General features: G+C 63.4%; 14 protein-coding genes. 9 read left to right on the top strand and 5 right to left on the bottom strand.

Annotation, left to right across the window (positions count from 1 at the left end):
* Window positions 1-306: 306 nt before the first annotated feature.
* The 3 genes from ABB29_RS16095 to sucC all read right to left on the bottom strand — a co-directional run bounded on the left by ABB29_RS16095 (window position 307) and on the right by sucC (window position 2,953).
* The gene (locus ABB29_RS16095; RefSeq protein WP_083487601.1) at window positions 307-705 is read right to left on the bottom strand and encodes an endonuclease domain-containing protein; all 399 of its coding nucleotides are present in this window, start codon (window positions 703-705) and stop codon (window positions 307-309) included.
* 189 nt (window positions 706-894) lie between these two features.
* Window positions 895-1,770, bottom strand: a complete 876-nt coding sequence (gene sucD / locus ABB29_RS06900) for a succinate--CoA ligase subunit alpha (protein ID WP_057657891.1) — start codon at window positions 1,768-1,770, stop codon at window positions 895-897.
* Between the two features lie 22 nt (window positions 1,771-1,792).
* Entirely contained in the window at window positions 1,793-2,953 is a 1,161-nt protein-coding gene (gene sucC, locus ABB29_RS06895) for an ADP-forming succinate--CoA ligase subunit beta (protein ID WP_057657890.1), read from the bottom strand.
* Between the two features lie 179 nt (window positions 2,954-3,132).
* Between sucC and ABB29_RS06890 the strand changes: the two genes are divergently transcribed.
* The 9 genes from ABB29_RS06890 to coaE all read left to right on the top strand — a co-directional run bounded on the left by ABB29_RS06890 (window position 3,133) and on the right by coaE (window position 16,568).
* The gene (locus tag ABB29_RS06890) at window positions 3,133-4,758 is read left to right on the top strand and encodes a sensor histidine kinase (RefSeq protein ID WP_057657889.1); all 1,626 of its coding nucleotides are present in this window, start codon (window positions 3,133-3,135) and stop codon (window positions 4,756-4,758) included.
* A 419-nt stretch (window positions 4,759-5,177) separates the two neighbouring features.
* Window positions 5,178-6,560 carry a sigma-54-dependent transcriptional regulator gene (locus ABB29_RS06885; protein WP_057657888.1) on the top strand — a complete coding sequence of 461 codons (1,383 nt, stop codon included), beginning with the start codon at window positions 5,178-5,180 and terminating at the stop codon, window positions 6,558-6,560.
* A 513-nt stretch (window positions 6,561-7,073) separates the two neighbouring features.
* Window positions 7,074-7,466: a pilin gene (locus ABB29_RS06880; RefSeq protein ID WP_057657887.1), complete on the top strand. Its 393-nt coding sequence runs from the start codon at window positions 7,074-7,076 to the stop codon at window positions 7,464-7,466.
* Between the two features lie 175 nt (window positions 7,467-7,641).
* Window positions 7,642-9,552, top strand: a complete 1,911-nt coding sequence (locus ABB29_RS06875; RefSeq protein WP_170185854.1) for a sulfatase-like hydrolase/transferase — start codon at window positions 7,642-7,644, stop codon at window positions 9,550-9,552.
* Between the two features lie 7 nt (window positions 9,553-9,559).
* Window positions 9,560-11,269 (top strand): ArnT family glycosyltransferase, encoded by a 1,710-nt coding sequence (locus tag ABB29_RS06870; protein ID WP_057657885.1) that lies wholly within the window; start codon window positions 9,560-9,562, stop codon window positions 11,267-11,269.
* Between the two features lie 72 nt (window positions 11,270-11,341).
* Window positions 11,342-13,078, top strand: a complete 1,737-nt coding sequence (gene pilB, locus ABB29_RS06865) for a type IV-A pilus assembly ATPase PilB (RefSeq protein ID WP_057657884.1) — start codon at window positions 11,342-11,344, stop codon at window positions 13,076-13,078.
* 637 nt (window positions 13,079-13,715) lie between these two features.
* Complete coding sequence (locus ABB29_RS06855) at window positions 13,716-14,972, top strand: type II secretion system F family protein (RefSeq protein WP_057657882.1); 1,257 nt, start codon at window positions 13,716-13,718, stop codon at window positions 14,970-14,972.
* Window positions 14,973-14,981: 9 nt separating this feature from the next.
* Window positions 14,982-15,845: a prepilin peptidase gene (locus ABB29_RS06850; protein ID WP_057657881.1), complete on the top strand. Its 864-nt coding sequence runs from the start codon at window positions 14,982-14,984 to the stop codon at window positions 15,843-15,845.
* An 81-nt stretch (window positions 15,846-15,926) separates the two neighbouring features.
* Entirely contained in the window at window positions 15,927-16,568 is a 642-nt protein-coding gene (gene coaE, locus ABB29_RS06845; RefSeq protein ID WP_057658124.1) for a dephospho-CoA kinase, read from the top strand.
* Between the two features lie 11 nt (window positions 16,569-16,579).
* Here the strand turns inward: coaE and ABB29_RS06840 are convergent, their stop codons facing one another.
* Window positions 16,580-17,554, bottom strand: a complete 975-nt coding sequence (locus tag ABB29_RS06840; RefSeq protein ID WP_057657880.1) for a Nudix family hydrolase — start codon at window positions 17,552-17,554, stop codon at window positions 16,580-16,582.
* Between the two features lie 250 nt (window positions 17,555-17,804).
* Window positions 17,805-20,555, bottom strand: a complete 2,751-nt coding sequence (gene secA / locus ABB29_RS06835; RefSeq protein ID WP_057657879.1) for a preprotein translocase subunit SecA — start codon at window positions 20,553-20,555, stop codon at window positions 17,805-17,807.
* Window positions 20,556-20,787: the final 232 nt, after the last annotated feature.

The raw sequence follows: 20,787 nt of genomic DNA, 5'->3' as shown, positions 1-20,787 counted from the left end.
TCCTTTGGATCTGTCACTGCGAGGCAGGCGGCTGGGCGACGTCCGTGTACGCGGACGCGGTATGGATCGCTGGCGCCCATTATTCCAGAAGCGCCGCAACAGGCGTCCGGCGGCGTTCATTTGCGGTGCAGTGCCGGCACCAATCCAGCCGCGTCGCTGTTCACGGCCAGGAGCCTGCCCCCACCCCAACCCTCCCCCGCAAGCGGAGGAGGGGGCAAAAACAGATCTTTATCTGTCACAGATGCACGACAATTCAAACACTATGCGGTCCACTCCCTGGCCCTGTCGCCTAGCTTCCTCCCCTGTTTACGGGGTAGAACCTGCCCCGTACCTGATACGGGGGTTGGGGTGGGGGCAACGCTCGCGATATTCGTTCAACCACGCTTCCAATCGACAATACACACCATCCAGATTGGTCAACACCTCGTCATTCCAGAAGCGCAGAACCTGGAAACCCTGCTCTTGCAGGAATGCATCACGCACGCGATCGCTGCGTGCGTCCATATGTTGGCCACCGTCGACTTCCACAATCAGCCCCACCTCAAGACAGGCGAAATCGGCGATGTACCGGCCAATCGGATGCTGGCGCCGGAAGCGGCATCCGTCCAGTTGTCGTTTCTGCAGCACACCCCATAAGCGTCGTTCCGCGGTCGTCATGTCCCGGCGCAGTTGCCGCGCGCGGTCGCGTTTCTGTCCCTGTCGCATCGTTGCACCTCCTGTGCTTTGCCTTGCTTGGTTTGTCGCTATTTTGCCCCCACCCCAGCCCCCGTATCAGGTACGGGGGCCGGGGTGGGGGCAAGGTCACGCGACTTTCATCAACATCCAGCCAAAAAAAAAGCCGCCCGAAGGCGGCTTTCTTCTCGACATCACCGACACCTCGCCGGTGACCAATGCTTACTTCTTCAAGCGGGCAGCAATCGCGGCACCCAGGTCGCCCGGTGAACGGACGGTGGTGACGCCAGCGGCTTCCATCGCCGCGAACTTGCCTTCGGCCGTGCCCTGGCCACCGGAGGCGATGGCACCGGCATGGCCCATGCGCTTGCCCGGAGGGGCGGAGGCACCGGCGATGAAGCCGACGACCGGCTTCTTGACGTGGTTCTTGATGTACTCAGCGCCTTCTTCCTCGGCGCTGCCGCCGATTTCGCCGACCATGATGATGCCTTCGGTCTGCGGATCTTCGTTGAACAGCTTCAGGCAGTCGACGAAGTTCAGGCCGTTGATCGGGTCACCGCCAATACCAATGCAGGTGCTCTGGCCCAGGCCGACGTCGGTGGTCTGCTTGACCGCTTCGTAGGTCAGGGTGCCGGAGCGCGAGACGATGCCGATCTTGCCCGGCTGGTGGATGTGGCCCGGCATGATGCCGATCTTGCACTCGCCCGGGGTGATGATGCCGGGGCAGTTGGGACCGATCAGGGTCACGTCCGGATGGCCGTTCAGCACGTTCTTGACCCGCAGCATGTCCAGCACCGGGATGCCTTCGGTGATGCAGACGATGACCTTGATGCCGGCAGCAGCCGCTTCCAGGATCGCATCGGCGGCAAACGGTGGTGGCACGTAGATGACCGAGGCGTCGGCGCCGGTGGCTTCAACGGCTTCGGCGACGGTGTTGAACACCGGCAGCTCGATATGGGTGGTGCCGCCCTTGCCGGGGGTCACGCCGCCGACGACCTGGGTGCCGTATTCCACCATCTGGGTGGCGTGGAAGGTGCCCTGCTGGCCGGTGAAGCCCTGCACGATCACCTTGGTGTTCTTGTTGATCAAAACGCTCATTGGGAATCCTTGGATCTCGTGATTAGGCGGCAGCAGCGACGGCTTTCTTGGCGCCGTCGTTGATGTCGTCGGCGGACTGGATGGCCAGGCCCGATTCGGCCAGCAGCTTCTTGCCGGCTTCCACGTTGGTGCCTTCCAGCCGCACGATCACCGGCACCTTGACGCCGACGTCCTTGACCGCGGCGATGATGCCTTCGGCAATCATGTCGCAGCGGACGATGCCGCCGAAGATGTTGACGAAGATCGCCTTGACCTTGTCGCTGGACAGGATCAGCTTGAACGCCGTGGTCACGCGTTCCTTGGTGGCGCCGCCGCCGACGTCAAGGAAGTTGGCCGGGCTGCCGCCGTTGAGCGAGATCACGTCCATCGTCGCCATCGCCAAACCAGCGCCGTTGACCATGCAGCCGATGTTGCCGTCCATGGTCACGTAGTTGAGATCGTGCTCGGAGGCCAGCACTTCGGTTTCGTCTTCCTGCGAGGTGTCGCGCATCGCCGCCAGGTCTTTGTGGCGGAAGGTGGCGTTGTCGTCGGAATTGACCTTGCCGTCCAGCGCGTACAGGTCGCCGCTGTCCAGGATCGCCAGCGGGTTCAGTTCGACCAGCGACAGGTCTTTTTCGTTGAACAGGGTGTACAGGCCACCCATGATCTTGGCCAACTGGTTGGACTGCTTGGCGGTCAGGCCCAGCTTGAAGCCGATTTCGCGGCCCTGGTAGGGCTGCAGGCCTTCAACGAAACTGACGTTGAGGGTCTGGATTTTTTCCGGGGTCTCGGCGGCAACCTGCTCGATGTCGACGCCACCTTCGCTGGACGCGATGTAGGTGATCGACTTGGTACCACGGTCAACCAGCACCGACAGGTACAGTTCCTTGGCGATTTCACCGGCCTCGGTCACCAGCACCAGGTTGACCGGCAGGGCCACGCCAGCGGACTGGTAGGTCGCCATGTTGGTGCCCAGCATGCCGGCGGCAGCGGTCTTGACGTCATCGGTGGTCTTGCAGAACTTGACCCCGCCGGCCTTGCCGCGGCCGCCCGCGTGGATCTGGGCCTTGACCATCCAGGGGCCTTTGCCGAGGGCCTGGGCCGCTTCGACGGCTTCGTCGGGAGTGGACGCAACGCGTCCGGCTGGCACCGGGATGCCGTAGTCGGCAAACAACTGTTTTGCCTGATATTCGTGGAAATTCATGCGTCACCGTGGGTAGGGAACAAAATAGAAGCTGGCGCCTGTCGCGTACCGGGTGGGGGGTACGAGGTACGCTTCCTGCGTCAGCCAGCCCCCTATTGTCGCGCACAGCGGCGGGTGGCGCAAAACCGCGGCCCCGGTCTGTGCCTATACTGTTAAGTCAGCCAAGGGGAAACAAGCGCTTGCGGCCAGGTCCTTCGATCCTTTCGCATCTGGAATCAGCCCCGCGCCGGGAGCTGTACTACTTCGCCCTGTTCCGCCTGCTGGAGGCCGGGGTACTGGCCGGGCTGATCTTCAGCCCACTGTCCAGCATGCTGGCCGACCCACCGCATCCGGACCTGGCCATCTGCACCAGCGTCAGCTACCTGCTGCTGGCGCTGGGTCTGTACGTGTTTGGCCGCAACGTGCGCTGGCTGGTGCCGATCGTGCTGATCGGCGTCTGCGTCGACATCGCCGTCGCCGGGCTGATCACCCATGCCCTGCCCGCCGCCGCCGCCGGGGTGGCGATGATGCTGCTGTTCAACGTCGCCGCCGCCTCGCTGCTGCTGCCGTCGGCCAATCTGTCGCTGGCGATCACCCTGCTGGCCATCGGCGTGCTGTTTGGCGAGTATTTCTGGCATGACGAGCTGGATGGCAGCGTCGAGCGCACCATCCCCGACCTGATCATGTTCAGCGTGGCCTATCTGTCGGTCGGCTACCTGGCGCACCGGGCCGGCACCCGCGCCCGACGCGGGCATGAGCTGGCCGAACAGCGCGGCGCCGAGGTCGCCAACCTGTATGAAATCAACGAGCTGATCATCCGCCGCATGCGTACCGGCGTGCTGGTGGTCGATGCCGACAACCACATCAAGCTGGCCAACGAAGCCGCCTCGCTGCTGCTCGGTGACTCGGGCGAGCCCGAAGGCGACCCGCAGGCCAGCAGCCTGGTCCATGCCGCGCCGGAGCTGTACCGCCGCCTGCAGGCCTGGCGCAACGGCTGGACCCACGACGAGAGCCCGCTGCAGCTGAGCCCGGACCAGGCCGAAGTGCAGCCGCGTTTTGCCCGGCTGCTGGCCGACAGCGACACCTCGCTGGTATTCCTCGACGACGCCACCGTGGTCTCGCGCCGCGCCGAGTCCTTGACCCTGGCCGCGCTCGGCCGCTTTTCGGCCAGCCTGGCCCACGAAATCCGCAATCCGCTGGCCGCGATCAACTACGCGGTGCAATTGCTGGAAGAGTCGCAGCAGATTGTCGATGGCGACCGCCGCCTGCTGCAGATCATCCACCAGCAATGCCAGCGCACCAACGGCATCGTCGAAAGCGTGCTCGGCCTGGCCCGGCGCGAGCGGGCCAGCCCCGAACATATCGAGCTCAACAGCTTTGCCCGCCGTTTCGTCGAGGACTACCAGCAGAGCCTGTCGATCGAGACCGATTCGCTGGTAGCGGTGACCGGCGCCAGCGCGGTGCCGGCGATGGCCGACCTCCGCCACCTGCAGCAGGTCGTCACCGTGCTGGTCCACAACGCCCTCAACTATGGTCGGCTGCCGGGCGAGTCGGCGCGGGTGCGGCTGCGTGTGGCCCATGCCCAGCACCACCCGATCATCGATGTGATGGATCGCGGCCCCGGCATCCCCGAGGCGGTCGCGGCGCAGTTGTTCCGGCCGTTCTTCACCACTTCCGAGCATGGCACCGGGCTGGGCCTGTACATCGCCCGCGAGTTGTGCCGCGCCAACCAGGCCACGCTGGAATACGTACCGGTCCCCGGCGGCGGCAGCTGCTTCCGCATCACCCTGCCCGGCCCGCACGCGCTGCAGTCCACACCGATGTAGCTATCGCGCGGCTGATCCGGGCGGTCTGTGTGGTTGTACAACCGACGCCGTACTACCGCCTGCCGCGGCGGCGGCCCAAACGTCACCCTGACCGATGCCTTCCTGCGGCGCGCCGCGGCGGCAGCCCAGGCGTCATGGTGACCGGTGCCTTCCTGCGCCGCGCCGTGGCGACGGCATGACCGTAATGGCGCCGATGGTTTCATGCAGCGCGCCGCGGCGGCGGCCCAGGCGTCATGGTGACCAGTGCCTTCCTGCGCCGCGCCGGGGCGACGGCATGACCGTAATGGCGCCGATGGTTTCATGCGGCGCGCCGCGGCGGCAGCCTCAGCGCAATGGTCGCCGATGCCATGATGCGGCGCGGCTGGAACACATTCACATTCTCCCGTTACACTGTTCTCACAGGGGTCAAGGGGAGATTCATGAGCGAAAACCGTAGCGCCCTGGTCGTCGACGACGAGCGGGACATCCGAGAATTGCTGGTACTGACCCTGGGGCGCATGGGGTTGCGTATCGATACCGCCGCCAATCTTGGCGATGCCCGCGAGCAACTGGCCCGCAACCGCTACGACCTGTGTTTCACCGACATGCGCCTGCCCGATGGCAACGGCATCGAGCTGGTTGCCGAGATCGCCCGCGACCATCCGCGCACCCCGGTCGCCATGATCACCGCCTTCGGCAATGTCGAACTGGCGGTCGAGGCGCTGAAGGCCGGCGCCTTCGATTTCGTCAGCAAGCCGGTCGACATCGCGGTGCTGCGCGGGCTGGTCAAGCACGCGCTGGAGCTCAACAATGCCGAACGCCCCGCGCCTGCCCCGCCACCGCCGGAACAGGCCAGCCGCCTGCTCGGCCAGTCGCCGGCGATGGGCGTGCTGCGCGAGACCATCGCCAAGGTCGCCCGCAGCCAGGCCCCGGTCTACATCCTCGGCGAGTCCGGCGTCGGCAAGGAGCTGGTGGCCCGCACCATCCACGAACAGGGCGCACGCGCGGCCGGGCCGTTCATCCCGGTCAACTGCGGCGCGATCCCGGCCGAGCTGATGGAAAGCGAATTCTTCGGCCACAGGAAAGGCAGCTTCACCGGCGCCCATGCCGACAAGCCGGGCCTGTTCCAGGCCGCCAGCGGTGGCACCCTGTTCCTCGACGAGGTGGCAGAACTGCCGCTGCCGATGCAGGTCAAGCTGCTGCGCGCGATCCAGGAAAAAAGCGTGCGCCCGGTCGGCGCCTCGGCCGAGATCCCGGTCGACGTGCGCATCCTTTCGGCCACCCACAAGGACCTGGGCGAACTGGCCGCCGATGGCCGCTTCCGCCACGACCTGTACTACCGCATCAACGTCATCGAGCTGCGGGTGCCGCCGCTGCGCGAACGCACCGGCGACCTGCCACAACTGACCCAGGCGATCCTGGCGCGGTTGGCCGCCCAGCACGGCCGCGACACCCCGGCGTTGTCGGATGCGGCGATGGCGGCGCTGGCCGGCTACGGCTTTCCCGGCAACGTGCGCGAGCTGGAAAACATCCTCGAGCGCGCGCTGGCGATGGCCGATGGCGACATCATCAACGCCGATGATCTGTACCTGCCGCAGGCCAACGGCCACGCCAGGGCGACGGCTGCCGGCAACGGCGTGGTCCACGACATCAACGATGACGCCCCCGACGGCCCATTGCCGTCCTACATCGAGCAGCTCGAGCGCAGCGCCATCCACAAAGCGCTGGAAGACAACCGCTGGAACAAGACCAAGGCCGCCGCGCAACTGGGCATCACCTTCCGCGCCCTGCGCTACAAGCTCAAGAAACTCGGCATCGAATAACCGGCAACGCCGCCACACCCAATCCCAACCCCAAACGTAGAGCGGAGCTTGCTCCGCTGCCCCGTCGCACGCTCACGATCTTCTCAACGCGCTTCGGGCATCCGAACCACAACAACCATCACCGCTTTGGCCACCATGTCAGCCGGCCCAACTGACACACTGCGTCACTTTCTGACCCAAGGTGTCATTTTCTTGACTCCGCCACCTTGGCGATAAATCCATCAATCGCCGGGACTGTGACCACTTACCTGTTTGACGGCCGTTTCCCCGATACACAAGTCAAAATTTTGATGCCATAGTTCGCCCCGACTTCGGTCACACAGCGCTCGGCCATCGTGGGGACACAGGGTGGCTCGAGCGGTGACCAAGTTGGCACGTTACATGCATCACTCTCCGTTGCAGGGCAACAGCTCGGCGCCCACGGTTCCAGTACACGGGGATACGGGGCTTGCATGTGCACACGCGGGTCCTGTGTCACCTACCAACCATGCCACTCCTGAAGGGGAAAACGTAATGAAGAAGAACATGCAGGGCTTCACCCTCATCGAACTGATGATCGTGGTCGCCATCATCGCCATCTTGGCCGCCATCGCACTGCCGGCTTACAAGGACTACACCGTCCGCGCACGTGTCAGTGAAGGTGTTGCTGTTGCAAGCGGCGCCAAAGCGACTGTTGCAGAAAACATGGCCTCCGACGCAAGTGACGATTGCTTGGGCGTGAACGAAGCTGAGATCGGCCGTACGACTCTTACTTGCGATGCCGGCACCATCGGCATCTCGGTTGAGGCAGGTGCGGATGCCCCGGTGACATTTGACCTGGTCCCCACAGAAACCAGCGCCGGCGTCACTTGGGATTGTAATAACCCCAGCGACGTTAAGTACGTGCCGTCTGAGTGCCGCGAATAAGCAAGCACAGATGCGTACAAGAAACCCCGCATTTGCGGGGTTTCTTTTTTTTAAACCGTCTTGAAATTCCTTTCCAATGCCAGTCCTGCGCACACGCACAATCTGCTTTACGTGGGCACTCCTGTGGCTGGCGCTGCAATGCTATGCGTTACTTCACTCGCATGTCCTGAGCGAGTTGGCCGCACCCACTGAGCAATGGCAAGCCATCCTGCGGCCAAACCCTGCCTGGCTGGAACTTGGATTATTTTTCCTGGCATGGGTCGCCGTCCATCTGCTGTTTGCTGTACTGAACGCAGCTGCGTTCAATGCGCTTCTCGCACCGCGAATTTCCCGCGATATACAGTTAACCGTGCTGCTTGCCCAACTTATTCTGGTGACGGCCATCCTTCATCTGGGCAACAGCTGGCTATATCCTGATTCCACCACGGGCCACTGGTTGATACCCGTCCTGGCGCGTGGCTCAGGCAGGCTTATCGGGTCACTGCTCGCGTTCGCGGTGACCAGCTATCTGCTGATCGCATTGATTTTCTGGTTGAAGCAAGCACGCCGGGCCAAGCGCTACACCTTCGGCGCGCTGGTCATGGGGGCGACTGTCATGACAGCGCTGACCGTATTTGCGGGCAAATCCGGCCGTGGCTCACTACGTGATCGCCCTGACATCATCGTCATCGGGGTGGATTCATTGAGGCCGGACCACCTCCAGGCTTTCGACTCACCCTTGTATCTGATGCCGCATCTGGAAGGCCTGTTGAAAGACAGCGTAGTGTTCAACGACACACTGACCACCCAGCCGCATACATTCCCGGCGACCGTCAGCATACTGACCGGTCGCTGGCCCAACCACCATGGCGGACGCGACAATCTCTATCCCCCCTCCCGTGTCGCCACCCAGGACAGTGTTGCCTATCAGTTCCGCGCAGCGGGTTACCGCACGCTGCTCGCCATGGACGAAACACGCTTCGCCAATATCGACCAGCGCTACGGATTTGACCGCGTCATCGGTCCGCCGATGGGCATTGTCGACTTTGTCATGTCGCTGGCCGCGGACAACGTACTGGTCAATCTGATCGCCGGCACGCCTGTGGGTGGCTGGCTGTTTCCCGCTGTTCGCGGCAATCGCGCCTTGGACTACGCTTACCAGCCAGCAACTTTCTCGGACAGCATCGACAAAGCGTTGGCTGATGCGGATCGTGAACGTCCGTTGTTCTTCTATGCCCACTACTGCGGCGCACATTGGCCCTATCGTCGCCAGTCGCCTTTTCACCCGGCCAGGGATTTCCGCACCCGGCACGCTGCATTCAGCGACAGTCGCAACAACTATCTCAACGCGCTTGCCCAGGTCGATGACCAGATCGGTCGGCTGTTGGCCGCGTTGAAGCAGCAGGGTCGACTGGACAACGCCATCATGGTTTTGCTGTCAGACCACGGCGAGGATTTTGGCATGCGCAAGGATCGACTGCACAATGCTTCCGGCGATGAGGCCACAAACAGAGTGCACGGTCACGGCGGCTCTGCTTTTCGTGCCCCTCAAGTCCAGGTCCTGCTCGCGTTTCGGCAATATGGCAGGTCCAGGGTGATCAGCGGCAAGCGGGAATTTCCGGCCAGTCTGATCGACGTCGCGCCAACGCTGGCCCAGTTGGCCGGCCTGCCGGAGCGTGCCCAGGGCTTTGATGGCGTATCCCTGGCGCCACAACTGGCGGCGTTGCCTGATACGTCCTCTCCGAACCGCATTCGATTCGTCGAGTCATCCTACTTCCCCAAGTCCCTGAACACTGATGACATCAACGAAGGACAAGTGGCAAACGAGATGATGCATATGTTCAGGCTTGACGACGAGGGGCGCGTCGTTGTCGACGAGTTGTCCATGCCCGAAAGAATCAGGTATCGCCAGCGTGCTGTTTACCTCGATAACTGGATCCTCGCTATCGGTGCTTCACAGGACGGCCATCCGCTGATCATAGATCGACGCCAGCTGCGTTGGTGGCCAGTGAAGAACGCACCAACCCAGGCGCCTGTGGCGTATCTCAAGCAACAGGCATGCCTGCACTGGCGGGACGATCACGCGCTGACGGCACTCTGCCAGTGAGCGGGCAATGATCCTGAAGTCGCACGCCTTTCGTTCAGACCTGATGCTACAACGGCTTGTCATTGCATGCCTGCTGGTCGCGTGTCTGCTTTTACTGGCAGCCAAGGCCGTACTGCTGTCACGCATCAACATCAACTGGGACGAGTTCTACTTCCTGTCCGAGCTGATGAAGTTTCATCGACACGAGTTGTCCAGTCCATTACAGACCCAGTACGTGCATCTCTTTGGTTGGCTGGTCCATATCAAAGGCGATGAAGTGGCACAGATTCTTGCAGCCCGCGTCGCCATGGTCTGCCTGCTGGCGCTGACCTGTGTCTCACTCTGGTATCTGGCGTGTCGCTGGGCCAGTCGGTCAACCTCGCTCATCGCACCCCTGGCGTATCTATCGACACTACCGGTCATGCTGCATGGTGCATCGTTTCGATCAGATTCGATGCTGGTACTGCTGGGTTGCGCTGCGACGGGCGTCATATCCCGAGGAGTGAAACCCGCCAGACTGGTGATCACCGCCGTACTGCTGGGCCTCGCCGGGACCATCACGATCAAGGCGGCGTTCCTCATCCCCGTGCTCGCTGGAATCATCCTTTTCGAAGGAGCGGAGGCTCCCGGCCAACGCACACCTTGGTGGCGAAGGGTAAAGGCATTGTTTCTGCTGGGGCTGATTTCAGCCAGTGTTTTCCTGGTCTTGCTGGCCGCCCATTCGCAATCGCTTGGCGTCGATATCGCCCTGGCACACACAACCGTCAACAATGCGGTCACGACGACACTGCTGGAGGCCGAGCCGCTGCCCGGCTCACGCTATCTGACCAGGCTGTGGTTCGAGAACAGGTTCTACTGGCTGCTGCTCCTGGCTGGTGCCGTTGCAGCTGTCATCCGCCGTAATTCTAGTGCTCTGGCCTGCGCACTCTCGTTGCTGCCAATCGTGTTATATCGCAACGCATTTCCTTACTACTTTGTCGTCATGCTCGCGACTGCTTCAGCGTTGATTCCATTGGCGGTCGATGCATTGACCCGCACCACAGTCAGCAAATTTGGACGATTCGGATATCTGCTACCGCTACTGCTGGCGATTCCTTTGTTGCTGCAGGCACGGGGAACCTATCTGCAATTGCAGCAAGACACCCTGGCCAGGCAACGGCAGTTGATCAGCGCTGTGCACCAGATCTTCCCGCAGACCGTCAGCTACATCGACCACAGCGGCATGATCGCTTCTTTCTCCAAAGCCAATTTCTTTATGACGCGATGGGGCATGGGGGACTATCGCGCGCGCGGTGAACCCTTCATGCCGATGGCCCTGGCTCGATATCATCCGCCGCTTCTGCTTGCGAACAGACCCTTGCTGGATCCAGACAAGTCCGCATTCCAGCAGCTGCTGCCAGCGGATCGCGCTCTTATCCAGCAACACTATCTGCGTTACTGGGGGCCGATTTTCGTTGCCGGGGGGCGGTTACGGGTCACCGACCGGGATGAACATTTACTGCGCTTGCCATTTGGCGGACGCTACCGACTGACTACCAATCAGGACGTCATGGTGAATGGAGAAAAGCGCCAGACTGGCGACATTCTGGAAGTCGCCGATGATGCCACCCGTCTGGCGATATCCCCGCTGGACGCGGGATCCCAGGGCCGGGCGCTTGAGTTGCAGTTGATGTGGGCCGCCGCCGGACCGCCGCCTTCGCAGGCTCCGCCGACCAAGGCTCCGTATGTTTTGTTTTGAAGACGGTTTCGTTAGTCTAGGGCTCTGGCCTGATTCTTGCTGCCATCTGTAGACTTGCCGCAGGTAGACCTCATGAACGCAGCACTTACCAACACCAATCTGGTCGGTATCACCGGCATCGCCCGCCGCCTGGTCCAGGACGGGGCGCTGGATGAAACCGTCGCCCGTACCGCCATGGCCAACGCCACCGACGCCAAGGTGCCGCTGGCGCAGTGGGTGGCGGAGAAGAAGCTGGTCAGTCCGCCGCAGCTGGCCGCCGCCAACGCCATCGAGTTCGGCATGCCGCTGCTGGATGTCACCGCGTTCGATGCCAACCAGAGTGCGATCAAGCTGGTCAGCGAGGAATTGATCCAGAAGCACCAGGTGCTGCCGCTGTTCAAGCGCGGCAACCGCTTGTTTGTCGGCGTCTCCGACCCGACCCGCACCCACGCACTGGATGAAATCAAGTTCCATACCAACCTGGTGGTCGAGCCGATCCTGGTCGACGAGGATTCGCTGCGGCGTGCGCTGGACCAGTGGCTCAATGCCAACAGCAATCTGTCGGGTGCGTTTGGCGATGATGATGACGGGCTGGAGAACCTGGAGGTCGGCACCGACGAGGATCTGGGCGGCAGCGGCGATACCGGTGTGGACTCCAAGGGCGACGACACCCCGGTGGTCAAGTTCGTCAACAAGGTGCTGGTGGATGCGATCAAGCGCGGTTCGTCGGATATCCATTTCGAACCGTACGAAACCGACTACCGGGTGCGCCTGCGCATCGACGGCATCCTCAAGCAGGTCGCCAAGGCGCCGGTCAAGCTGAGCCAGCGCATTGCCGCGCGCCTGAAGGTGATGGCGCAGCTGGACATCGCCGAAAAGCGGGTACCGCAGGACGGCCGCATCAAGCTCAACCTGTCCAAGACCAAGCAGATCGACTTCCGCGTCAGCACCCTGCCGACCCTGTTCGGTGAAAAAGTGGTGCTGCGCATCCTCGACGGTAGCGCCGCCAAGCTGGGCATCGACAAGCTGGGCTATGAGCCGGACCAGCAGAAGCTGTTCGAAGAGGCGATCCAGAAGCCTTACGGCATGGTCCTGGTTACCGGCCCGACCGGCTCGGGCAAAACGGTGTCGCTGTATACCGCGCTGGGCATCCTCAACGACGAGCAGCGCAACATCTCCACGGTCGAGGACCCGGTTGAAATCCGCCTGCCCGGGGTCAACCAGGTGCAGCAGAACACCAAGCGCGGGATGACCTTCGCCGCCGCGCTGCGCAGCTTCCTGCGCCAGGATCCGGACATCATCATGGTCGGCGAAATCCGCGACCTGGAAACCGCCGAAATCGCGATCAAGGCGGCCCAGACCGGCCACATGGTGCTGTCGACGCTGCATACCAACGACGCGCCGCAGACCATCGCCCGCCTGATGAACATGGGCATCGCGCCATACAACATCACCAGCTCGGTGACCCTGGTCATCGCCCAGCGCCTGGCCCGCCGCCTGTGCAACAAGTGCAAGCGCCCGGTCGAGCTGCCGGGCAATGCGCTGCTGGCCGAAGGCTTCAGTCAGGCCGAGGTCGATGCCGGCTTTGTCTTGTACGAGCCGGTCGGCTGCGAGGAATGCACCGAAGGCTACAAGGGCCGCACCGGCATCTACCAGGTGATGCCGATGACTGACGCCATTGCCGAAATCGTGCTGGAAGGCGGCAACGCCATCCAGATTGCCGAAGTGGCGCAGAAAGCCGGTGTCCGCGATCTGCGCCAGTCCGCGCTGATGAAGGTCCGCAACGGCGTGACCAGCCTGGCCGAGATAAATCGCGTCACCAAGGACTGAGTGGGGGGGTGCTGGGATCTCTGCGTCCAGCCGGGCAGCGTCCTGCGAACTGGCATGGGTGTTACTGGAAGTGTCCTGACGCGTCCTGCCCCCACCCCGCCCCCCGTATCAGGTACGGGGCAGGCTCTTCCCCGTAAACGGGGGAGGGAGTGAAAACCGTATCGTCGTTGAAGCTGTCGGTGCGCGTTGCTGAGCCCCGCCCCTGCCCTGTCAGTGCGCATTGCTGAGCCCTTCCCCTGCTTGCGGGGTAGGCATGCCCCGTACTCGATACGGGGGTTGGGATGGGGGCTTGGCTGAGCAGTACTGACGCTTGCTGCCCCCACCCCGGCCCCCGTATCAAGTACGGGGCGGGCTCTACCCCGTAAACGGGGAGGGAGTAGTAAACCGTAACGTCGTTGAAGCTGTCGGTGCGCATTGCCGAGCCCCGCCCCTGCCCTGTCAGTGCGCATTGCTGAGCCCTTCCCCTGCATCCAGGCAAGGCATGCCGATGCGGGGACCGGGACGGACACATCGGGTCAGCAAACACGGGCTGATTGCCGAACCCTGCCGGGCGTCACACCGGGGGAGTTCCCTTCCGCTGATAAACCGCTACCATGCAGGAGTTGTCCGGTGGGGGAAGCCGGACGGGGAAACCACTATGGCCATCAGCCGATCCGCTGCAAAAAAGACTGTTACGCCCGTACGCGAGAATCCACTCAGCCTGTTTGTCTGGGAGGGGGTGGACAAGCGTGGCGTGAAGATGAAGGGCGAGCAGTCGTCCAAGAACGTCAACATGCTGCGCGCCGAACTGCGCAAGCAGGGGATAACCCCGGGGGTGGTCAAGGCCAAGCCCAAACCGCTGTTCGGCAGCGCCGGCAAACCGATCACGGCCAAGGAAATCGCTTTCTTCAGCCGGCAGATGGCGACGATGATGAAATCGGGCGTGCCGATCGTCGGCGCGCTGGAGATCATCGAAGGCGGCCAGAAGAACGTGCGCATGCAGAAGATGGTCCAGCAGATCCGCTTCGATATCGAGGGCGGCTCGTCGCTGACCGAGGCGATCAGCAAGCACCCGGTCCAGTTCGATGAGCTGTACCGCAACCTGGTTAAGGCCGGTGAAGGCGCCGGCGTGCTGGAAACCGTGCTGGAGACGATTGCCAACTACAAGGAGAACCTGGAAACCCTGAAGGGCAAGATCAAGAAGGCCATGTTCTACCCCGCGATGACCATCGCGGTGGCGATCATCGTCAGCGCGATCCTGCTGATCTTCGTGGTGCCGCAGTTCGAGGAGACCTTCAAGGGCTTTGGCGCGGATCTGCCGGCCTTTACCCAGCTGATTGTCGGCGCCTCGCGGTTCATGGTCTCGTACTGGTGGGTGATCCTGTTGCTGGTGGTGAGCAGCGTCTTCGGCTTCATGTTCGCCTTCAGGCGCTCGCCCGCACTGCAGCACACCGTGGACCGCTGGATACTGAAGGTGCCGGTGATTGGCGAGATCATGAAGAACAGTGCCATCGCCCGCTTTGCCCGTACCACCGCGGTGACCTTCAAGGCCGGTGTGCCGCTGGTCGAAGCGCTGGACATCGTTGCCGGCGCCACCGGCAATCTGGTCTACGAGAAGGCGGTGCTGCGGATGCGTGATGACGTCGCAGTCGGCTATCCGGTCAACATGGCGATGAAGCAGACCGCGGTATTCCCGCACATGGTGATCCAGATGACCGCCATCGGCGAAGAAGCCGGCGCGCTGGACACCATGCTGTTCAAGGTCGCCGAGTACTACGAGCAGGAGGTCAACAACGCCGTCGATGCGCTGTCCAGCCTGATCGAACCGATGATCATGGTGGTCATCGGCGTTCTGGTCGGTGGCATGGTGATCGGCATGTACCTGCCCATCTTCAAGCTGGCGGCGACCGTTTAGACTGTCGGCATGGCATTTCTCGATCAACACACCGCCCTGGGCTATCCATTGGCCGCGGGGCTCGGCCTGCTGGTAGGCAGTTTCCTCAACGTGGTCATCCTGCGCCTGCCGCGGCGGCTGGAATGGCAGTGGAAGCGCGACGCGCGTGAAATCCTCGAGCAGGACGACATGTACGACCCGCCACCGCCCGGCATCGTGGTCGAGAGTTCGCACTGCCCGCATTGCAAGCACAAGCTGTCGTGGTTCGAGAACATCCCGGTCATCAGCTGGCTGGCGCTGCGCGGCAGGTGCCGCCATTGTCACGCGCCGATTTCGCCGCAGTATCCGCTGGTCGAGCTGCTGACCGCATTGGCGGTGCTGGTGTCGGTGTGGCACTTCGGCTTTGGCTGGCAGGGCTTTGGCGCGGCGCTGTTCAGTTGCTTCCTGATTGCGCTGTCGGGCATCGACCTGCGCACCCGCCTGCTGCCGGACCAGCTGACCCTGCCCTTGATGTGGCTGGGCCTGATTGGCAGCCTCGACAGCCTGTACATGCCGGCCAAGCCGGCGGTGCTGGGCGCGATTGCCGGCTATGTGTCGCTGTGGGTGGTGTGGTGGCTGTTCAAGCAGATCACCGGCAAGGAAGGCATGGGCCACGGCGACTTCAAGCTGTTGGCGGCGATCGGTGCCTGGACCGGCCTGAAAGGCATCCTGCCGACCATCCTGTTCTCATCGCTGGTCGGTGCCATCATCGGATCGATCTGGCTGGCGATGAAAGGCCGCGACCGCGCCACCCCGATTCCGTTTGGCCCGTATCTGGCAATTGCCGGCTGGATTGTATTTTTCTGGGGCGAAGGCATCGTTGATGCCTATCTGCGCTTTGCCGGCATGCGCTAGGCACTGATGCGCCGGGTCGGCGCTGCACCCGGCGGGCAGGATGCTTGCTTCCCGCCCGATGGCTGCGGCGATAATGGCGCCATGGCCGACTTTCTGATTGGACTCACTGGTGGCGTCGCGTCGGGCAAGAGCACGGTCGAGCGCGCATTTGCCGCGCTTGGGGTGGCGATTGCCGACGCTGACCTGATTGCCCGCGACATCGTCGAACCCGGCCAGCCAGCGTTGCTTTCGGTGGTCGAGCGCTTCGGCGCACAGATGCTGGATGCCGATGGCCGGCTGGATCGCGCCGCGATGCGCCAGCGGGTGTTTGCCGACCCGGTCGAGCGCAAGGCGCTGGAAGCGATCCTGCATCCGCGGATCCGCCAGGGCCTTCGGCAGGCCTGCCAGTCGGCGACCGGCGCCTATGCCATCGCCACGATTCCGCTGCTGACCGAAGGTGGCGGCCGCAGCGCCTATCCATGGCTGGACCGCATCCTGGTGGTCGATGTGCCGGTGGCCACCCAGTTGGCGCGGCTGATGCAGCGCGACGAGGTCGACCAGCCACTGGCCGAACGGATGCTGGCGGCACAGGCCAGTCGTGACCAACGCCTGGCGCTGGCCGATGACATCATCGTCAATGATGGCTCACTGGAGGAACTGCCGGCGCTGGTCGCCGATCTGGACCGGCTTTACCGGCAGCTCGCCGGCGCAGCCCCGGGCGCCGAGGTCATGCCACCTCGCTAGCGGTGGCCGGACTAGACCGGTTGCGCGGTGCGCACCTGCGGCCACAGCGCGCGGATGGCGGCGATGCCCTGGGCACCGTGTTGGCGGGCATGCCCTATATCCTCCGGGCCGACCCCGCCGATGGCATACAGCGGCAGCGACACCCCTTCGCGCAGGCGGGCAAAGGCATCCCAGCCCAGAGTGGTGCCGCCCGGATGGCTGGGGGTGTCGTGGATGCTGCCAAGCACCGCGAAATCGCATCCCAGGTCTTCGGCGTGGCGTAATTCTTCGGCGCCGTGGCAGGAGACGCCGACCCACTGCCCGTCCGGCAGCGGTCGTCGCTCCAGCTCCGGCAGTTGCGCGGCCCGCAGATGCACGCCAACGCCAAGCTCGCGGGCCAGGCGGATGTCGCCGTTGATCAGGACATCGGCGTGGGCGCGCTGGCATTGCAGCACCGCGCTGCGTATCAGGCGTTCGCGGCGGCTGGTTTCGATGTCGGGCAGGCGCAGCTGCACCCGGCGCACGCCCTGCCGCAGGGCGCCGTCCAGCGCGTCGAGCCAGGCGTGGTCGTCCTTGCCCGGTGCGGGCGTCACCAGATAGCGATCCGGATACAGCAGCGCCGCCACCACCGGGCGGTCGGCTGGCGGCATCAGGTACAGCGGCAGTTTTTCCGGCAGCACCCAGGCCAGCGCCTGCCCTTCGCGGCCTTTGGCCTGCCCGGTCCAGCGTGGCACCTGCCGCACGTCCAGCCGCAGGCGTTTGTCCGGGTATTGCTGCGGCACGTTGATGACCGGTTCGCCAACCACCGCGCTGATGCCCAGTTCTTCCTGCAGCTCGCGAACCAGCGCCGCTTCCGCGGACTCGTCGGCTTCGCGCTTGCCGCCGGGAAATTCCCAGCGTCCGGCCAGGTCGCGGCCCTCGGTGCGCCGGGTCAGCAGCACCCGTCCGCGGGCGTCGGTGATGACACCGGCGACAACATGGATGGAGCGTTGTGGAGTGAAAGACATGCGGCCAGCTTGCCGGTAAATGTGCCATCGACGCAAATTACCGAAGTCATGTTCTGGCGCGGTGCTGGTTGAGCCGAGGTTGGCGACGCACGAGCGGCCCCCATCCGGCGCTTTGCGCCACCTTCCCCCGCGGGCGGGGGAAGTGGGTTGGCGGGGTTCGACCCAGGCTGGCTGGCCGGAAGCCGGATCCACAAATGAAAACAGGACGGTTCCCCCGTCCTGTTTTCGTTACTGTTGACCGGGGCGGCTGTTATTCCAGCTGGCCGTGGCAGTGCTTGAACTTCTTGCCGCTGCCACACGGGCAGGGATCGTTGCGGCCGACCTTGGGGCCTTCGCGATGCACCGGTTGCGGGCCGGACTGGATGTAGCCACCGGCTTGGGCGGCGGCGACCTGTTCGGCCTCCTCGTCGGCGCTGTAGCCGCCGGCGCTTTCGTGCTGGAACTGCAGCTGGCGGGCCTTGGCTTCGGCCTGGGCGCGTTCCTGCGCTTCCAGTGCGGCCACTTCTTCTTCGCTGCGGATGCGGACGCGGGCCAGCAGGGTGATGACTTCGCGCTTGACCGTTTCCAGCATGCTGGAGAACAGTTCGAAGGCTTCCTTCTTGTACTCCTGCTTCGGCTGCTTCTGGGCATAACCGCGCAAGTGGATGCCCTGGCGCAGGTAATCCATGCGGGCCAGGTGTTCCTTCCAGTTCTTGTCGAGCACGGTCAGCATGATGTGCTTTTCCAGCGCGCGCATGGTTTCGTCGCCGATGGCGGCTTCCTTGGCGGCGAAATGCTGGTCCATCGCTTCCTGCACGCGTTGTTCGATCTGCTCGCTGTCCAGTTCGGTGCTTTCTTCCGGCCAGCGGCTGACCGGCAGTGCCAGCCCGGCTTCCTCGGCCAGTTCGGCCTCCAGCCCACGCAGGTCCCACTGCTCGTCGATCGAGTTGGCCGGCACGTGGCGCAGCACGATGTCGGCAACCACGTCGCCGCGGATGCCGTCGATGTTGTCCTTGACCGAGTCGGCTTCCAGCAGTTCGTCGCGCTGGCTGTAGATCACCTTGCGCTGGTCGTTGTTGACGTCATCGAAATCGAGCAGGTTCTTGCGGATGTCGAAGTTGTGCGCTTCGACCTTGCGCTGGGCTTTCTCGATCTGCCGGCTGACCAGCTTGTCTTCGATGACGTCGTCTTCCTTCATGCCGATCATCTTCATCGCCTTCTGCACCCAGTCAGAGGCGAAGATGCGCATCAGGTTGTCTTCCAGCGACAGGTAGAAGCGCGACGAACCCGGATCGCCCTGGCGACCGGAACGGCCGCGCAGCTGGTTGTCGATGCGGCGTGATTCGTGGCGTTCGGTGCCGATGATGTGCAGGCCGCCGGCGGCTTTGACCGCTTCATGGCGCTGCTTCCATTCGTCCTTGACCTTGGCCTTGTCGGCGTCGCTGGCATCTTCGCCGAGCGCGGCCAGTTCGGCTTCGACCGAACCACCCAGCACGATGTCAGTACCGCGGCCGGCCATGTTGGTGGCGATGGTGATCGCGCCCGGACGACCGGCGTTGGCGACGATGTGCGCTTCGCGTTCGTGCTGCTTGGCATTGAGCACTTCGTGCGGCACGCCGGCCTTGCGCAGGTGTTCGGACAGCAGTTCGGAGGTTTCAATCGAGGTGGTGCCGACCAGCGCCGGCTGGCCGCGCGCGTAGCAATCCTGGATATCGGCCAGCACCGCATTGAACTTGCCCTTGCGGTTGAGGAACACCTGGTCGGGCGTGTCCTTGCGCTGGATCGGGCGATTGGTCGGGATCACCACTACTTCCAGGCCGTAGATGCTCTGGAACTCGTAGGCTTCGGTATCGGCCGTACCGGTCATGCCGGACAGCTTGTTGTACATGCGGAACAGGTTCTGGAAGGTGATGCTGGCCAGGGTCTGGTTTTCGCGCTGGACCGGCACGCCTTCCTTCGCTTCCACCGCCTGGTGCAGGCCATCGGACCAGCGCCTGCCGGCGAGGGTACGGCCGGTGAATTCATCAACGATGATCACTTCGCCATCGCGGACGATGTAATCGACATCGCGCTGGTAGATCGCATGCGCGCGCATCGCCGCGTTGAGGTGGTGGACCACGCTCAGGTTCTGCGGCGCGTACAGCTCGTCTTCTTCGCTTTCGAGGATGCCGGCCTGGCGCAGCAGCGCCTCGGCGTGTTCCTGGCCGGCTTCGGACAGATGCACCTGCTTGCCCTTTTCGTCGACCCAGTAGTCGCCCTCGCCTTCCTCGGTTTCCTGCTTGACCAACGACGGCACGATGCGGTTGACCTTGACGTACAGCTCCGGCGAGTCATCGGACGGACCGGAGATGATCAACGGGGTGCGCGCTTCGTCGATCAGGATCGAGTCGACTTCGTCGACGATCGCGTAGTTGAGGCCGCGCTGGAAGCGGTCCTGCTGCGACATCGCCATGTTGTCGCGCAGGTAGTCGAAGCCGAATTCGTTGTTGGTACCGTAGGTGATGTCGGCGGCATAGGCGGCGTGCTTGTCGCCGTGCGGCATGTTGGGATAGACCACGCCCACGCTCAGCCCCAGCCAGTTGTACAGCCGGCCCATCCAGGCGGCGTCGCGGCGGGCCAGGTAGTCGTTGACGGTGACCACGTGCACGCCCTTGCCTTCCAGCGCGTTGAGGTACACCGGCAGGGTGCCGACCAGGGTCTTGCCTTCACCGGTGCGCATTTCGGCGATCTTGCCCAGGTGCAGGACCATGCCGCCGATCAGCTGGACATCGTAGTGGCGCATGCCGAGCACGCGCTGCGAGGCTTCGCGGCAGACCGCGAAGGCTTCGGGAAGAATCTTGTCCAGCGACTCGCCATCGCGGATGCGCTGCTGGAATTCGGGGGTCTTGGCTTTCAGCTCGTCGTCCGACAGCGCCTGCAGCTGGGGTTCCAAATCATTGATTTTGCTGACGCTGCGTTGGAGCTGTTTGAGCAGGCGTTCGTTGCGACTGCCAAAGACACGGGTAAGCAAGTTGTTGATCATGTAAGGAACCGAATTTGGAAGGAGCGTCGGGCGCGGTCAGCTGGAGCAGTTCCGCAGCACAAAAACAGAACAGGGCGCGGCGCGCCCTGTCTGGCAACAGCATATTGTAACTTGGGGCGCCCCACCCGGAATCAAGTCGCTGCCCGGGCCACATCGCCGGCACGGCCGGTGGCTCCCCGCGTCACCGTCGAGGGTTGACCCGCGCCGGGCGCGAAAAGTTCCGCGACAGGCG

The sequence above is a fragment of the Pseudoxanthomonas dokdonensis genome (assembly GCF_001431405.1).
Classification (GTDB): Bacteria; Pseudomonadota; Gammaproteobacteria; order Xanthomonadales; family Xanthomonadaceae; genus Pseudoxanthomonas_A; species Pseudoxanthomonas_A dokdonensis.
Note: the sequence above shows the minus strand (reverse complement) of the source record. Positions and strands in the feature narration are given on the sequence as shown.

Coding starts and splice junctions, on each gene's coding strand:
- sucC (WP_057657890.1), bottom strand. CDS start 2,953: ATGAATTTCCACGAATATCAGGCAAAACAGTTGTTTGCCGACTACGGC.
- ABB29_RS06885 (WP_057657888.1), top strand. CDS start 5,178: ATGAGCGAAAACCGTAGCGCCCTGGTCGTCGACGACGAGCGGGACATC.
- ABB29_RS06850 (WP_057657881.1), top strand. CDS start 14,982: ATGGCATTTCTCGATCAACACACCGCCCTGGGCTATCCATTGGCCGCG.
- pilB (WP_057657884.1), top strand. CDS start 11,342: ATGAACGCAGCACTTACCAACACCAATCTGGTCGGTATCACCGGCATC.
- ABB29_RS06855 (WP_057657882.1), top strand. CDS start 13,716: ATGGCCATCAGCCGATCCGCTGCAAAAAAGACTGTTACGCCCGTACGC.
- ABB29_RS06880 (WP_057657887.1), top strand. CDS start 7,074: ATGAAGAAGAACATGCAGGGCTTCACCCTCATCGAACTGATGATCGTG.
- ABB29_RS06870 (WP_057657885.1), top strand. CDS start 9,560: ATGATCCTGAAGTCGCACGCCTTTCGTTCAGACCTGATGCTACAACGG.
- secA (WP_057657879.1), bottom strand. CDS start 20,555: ATGATCAACAACTTGCTTACCCGTGTCTTTGGCAGTCGCAACGAACGC.
- ABB29_RS16095 (WP_083487601.1), bottom strand. CDS start 705: ATGCGACAGGGACAGAAACGCGACCGCGCGCGGCAACTGCGCCGGGAC.
- coaE (WP_057658124.1), top strand. CDS start 15,927: ATGGCCGACTTTCTGATTGGACTCACTGGTGGCGTCGCGTCGGGCAAG.
- sucD (WP_057657891.1), bottom strand. CDS start 1,770: ATGAGCGTTTTGATCAACAAGAACACCAAGGTGATCGTGCAGGGCTTC.
- ABB29_RS06840 (WP_057657880.1), bottom strand. CDS start 17,554: ATGTCTTTCACTCCACAACGCTCCATCCATGTTGTCGCCGGTGTCATC.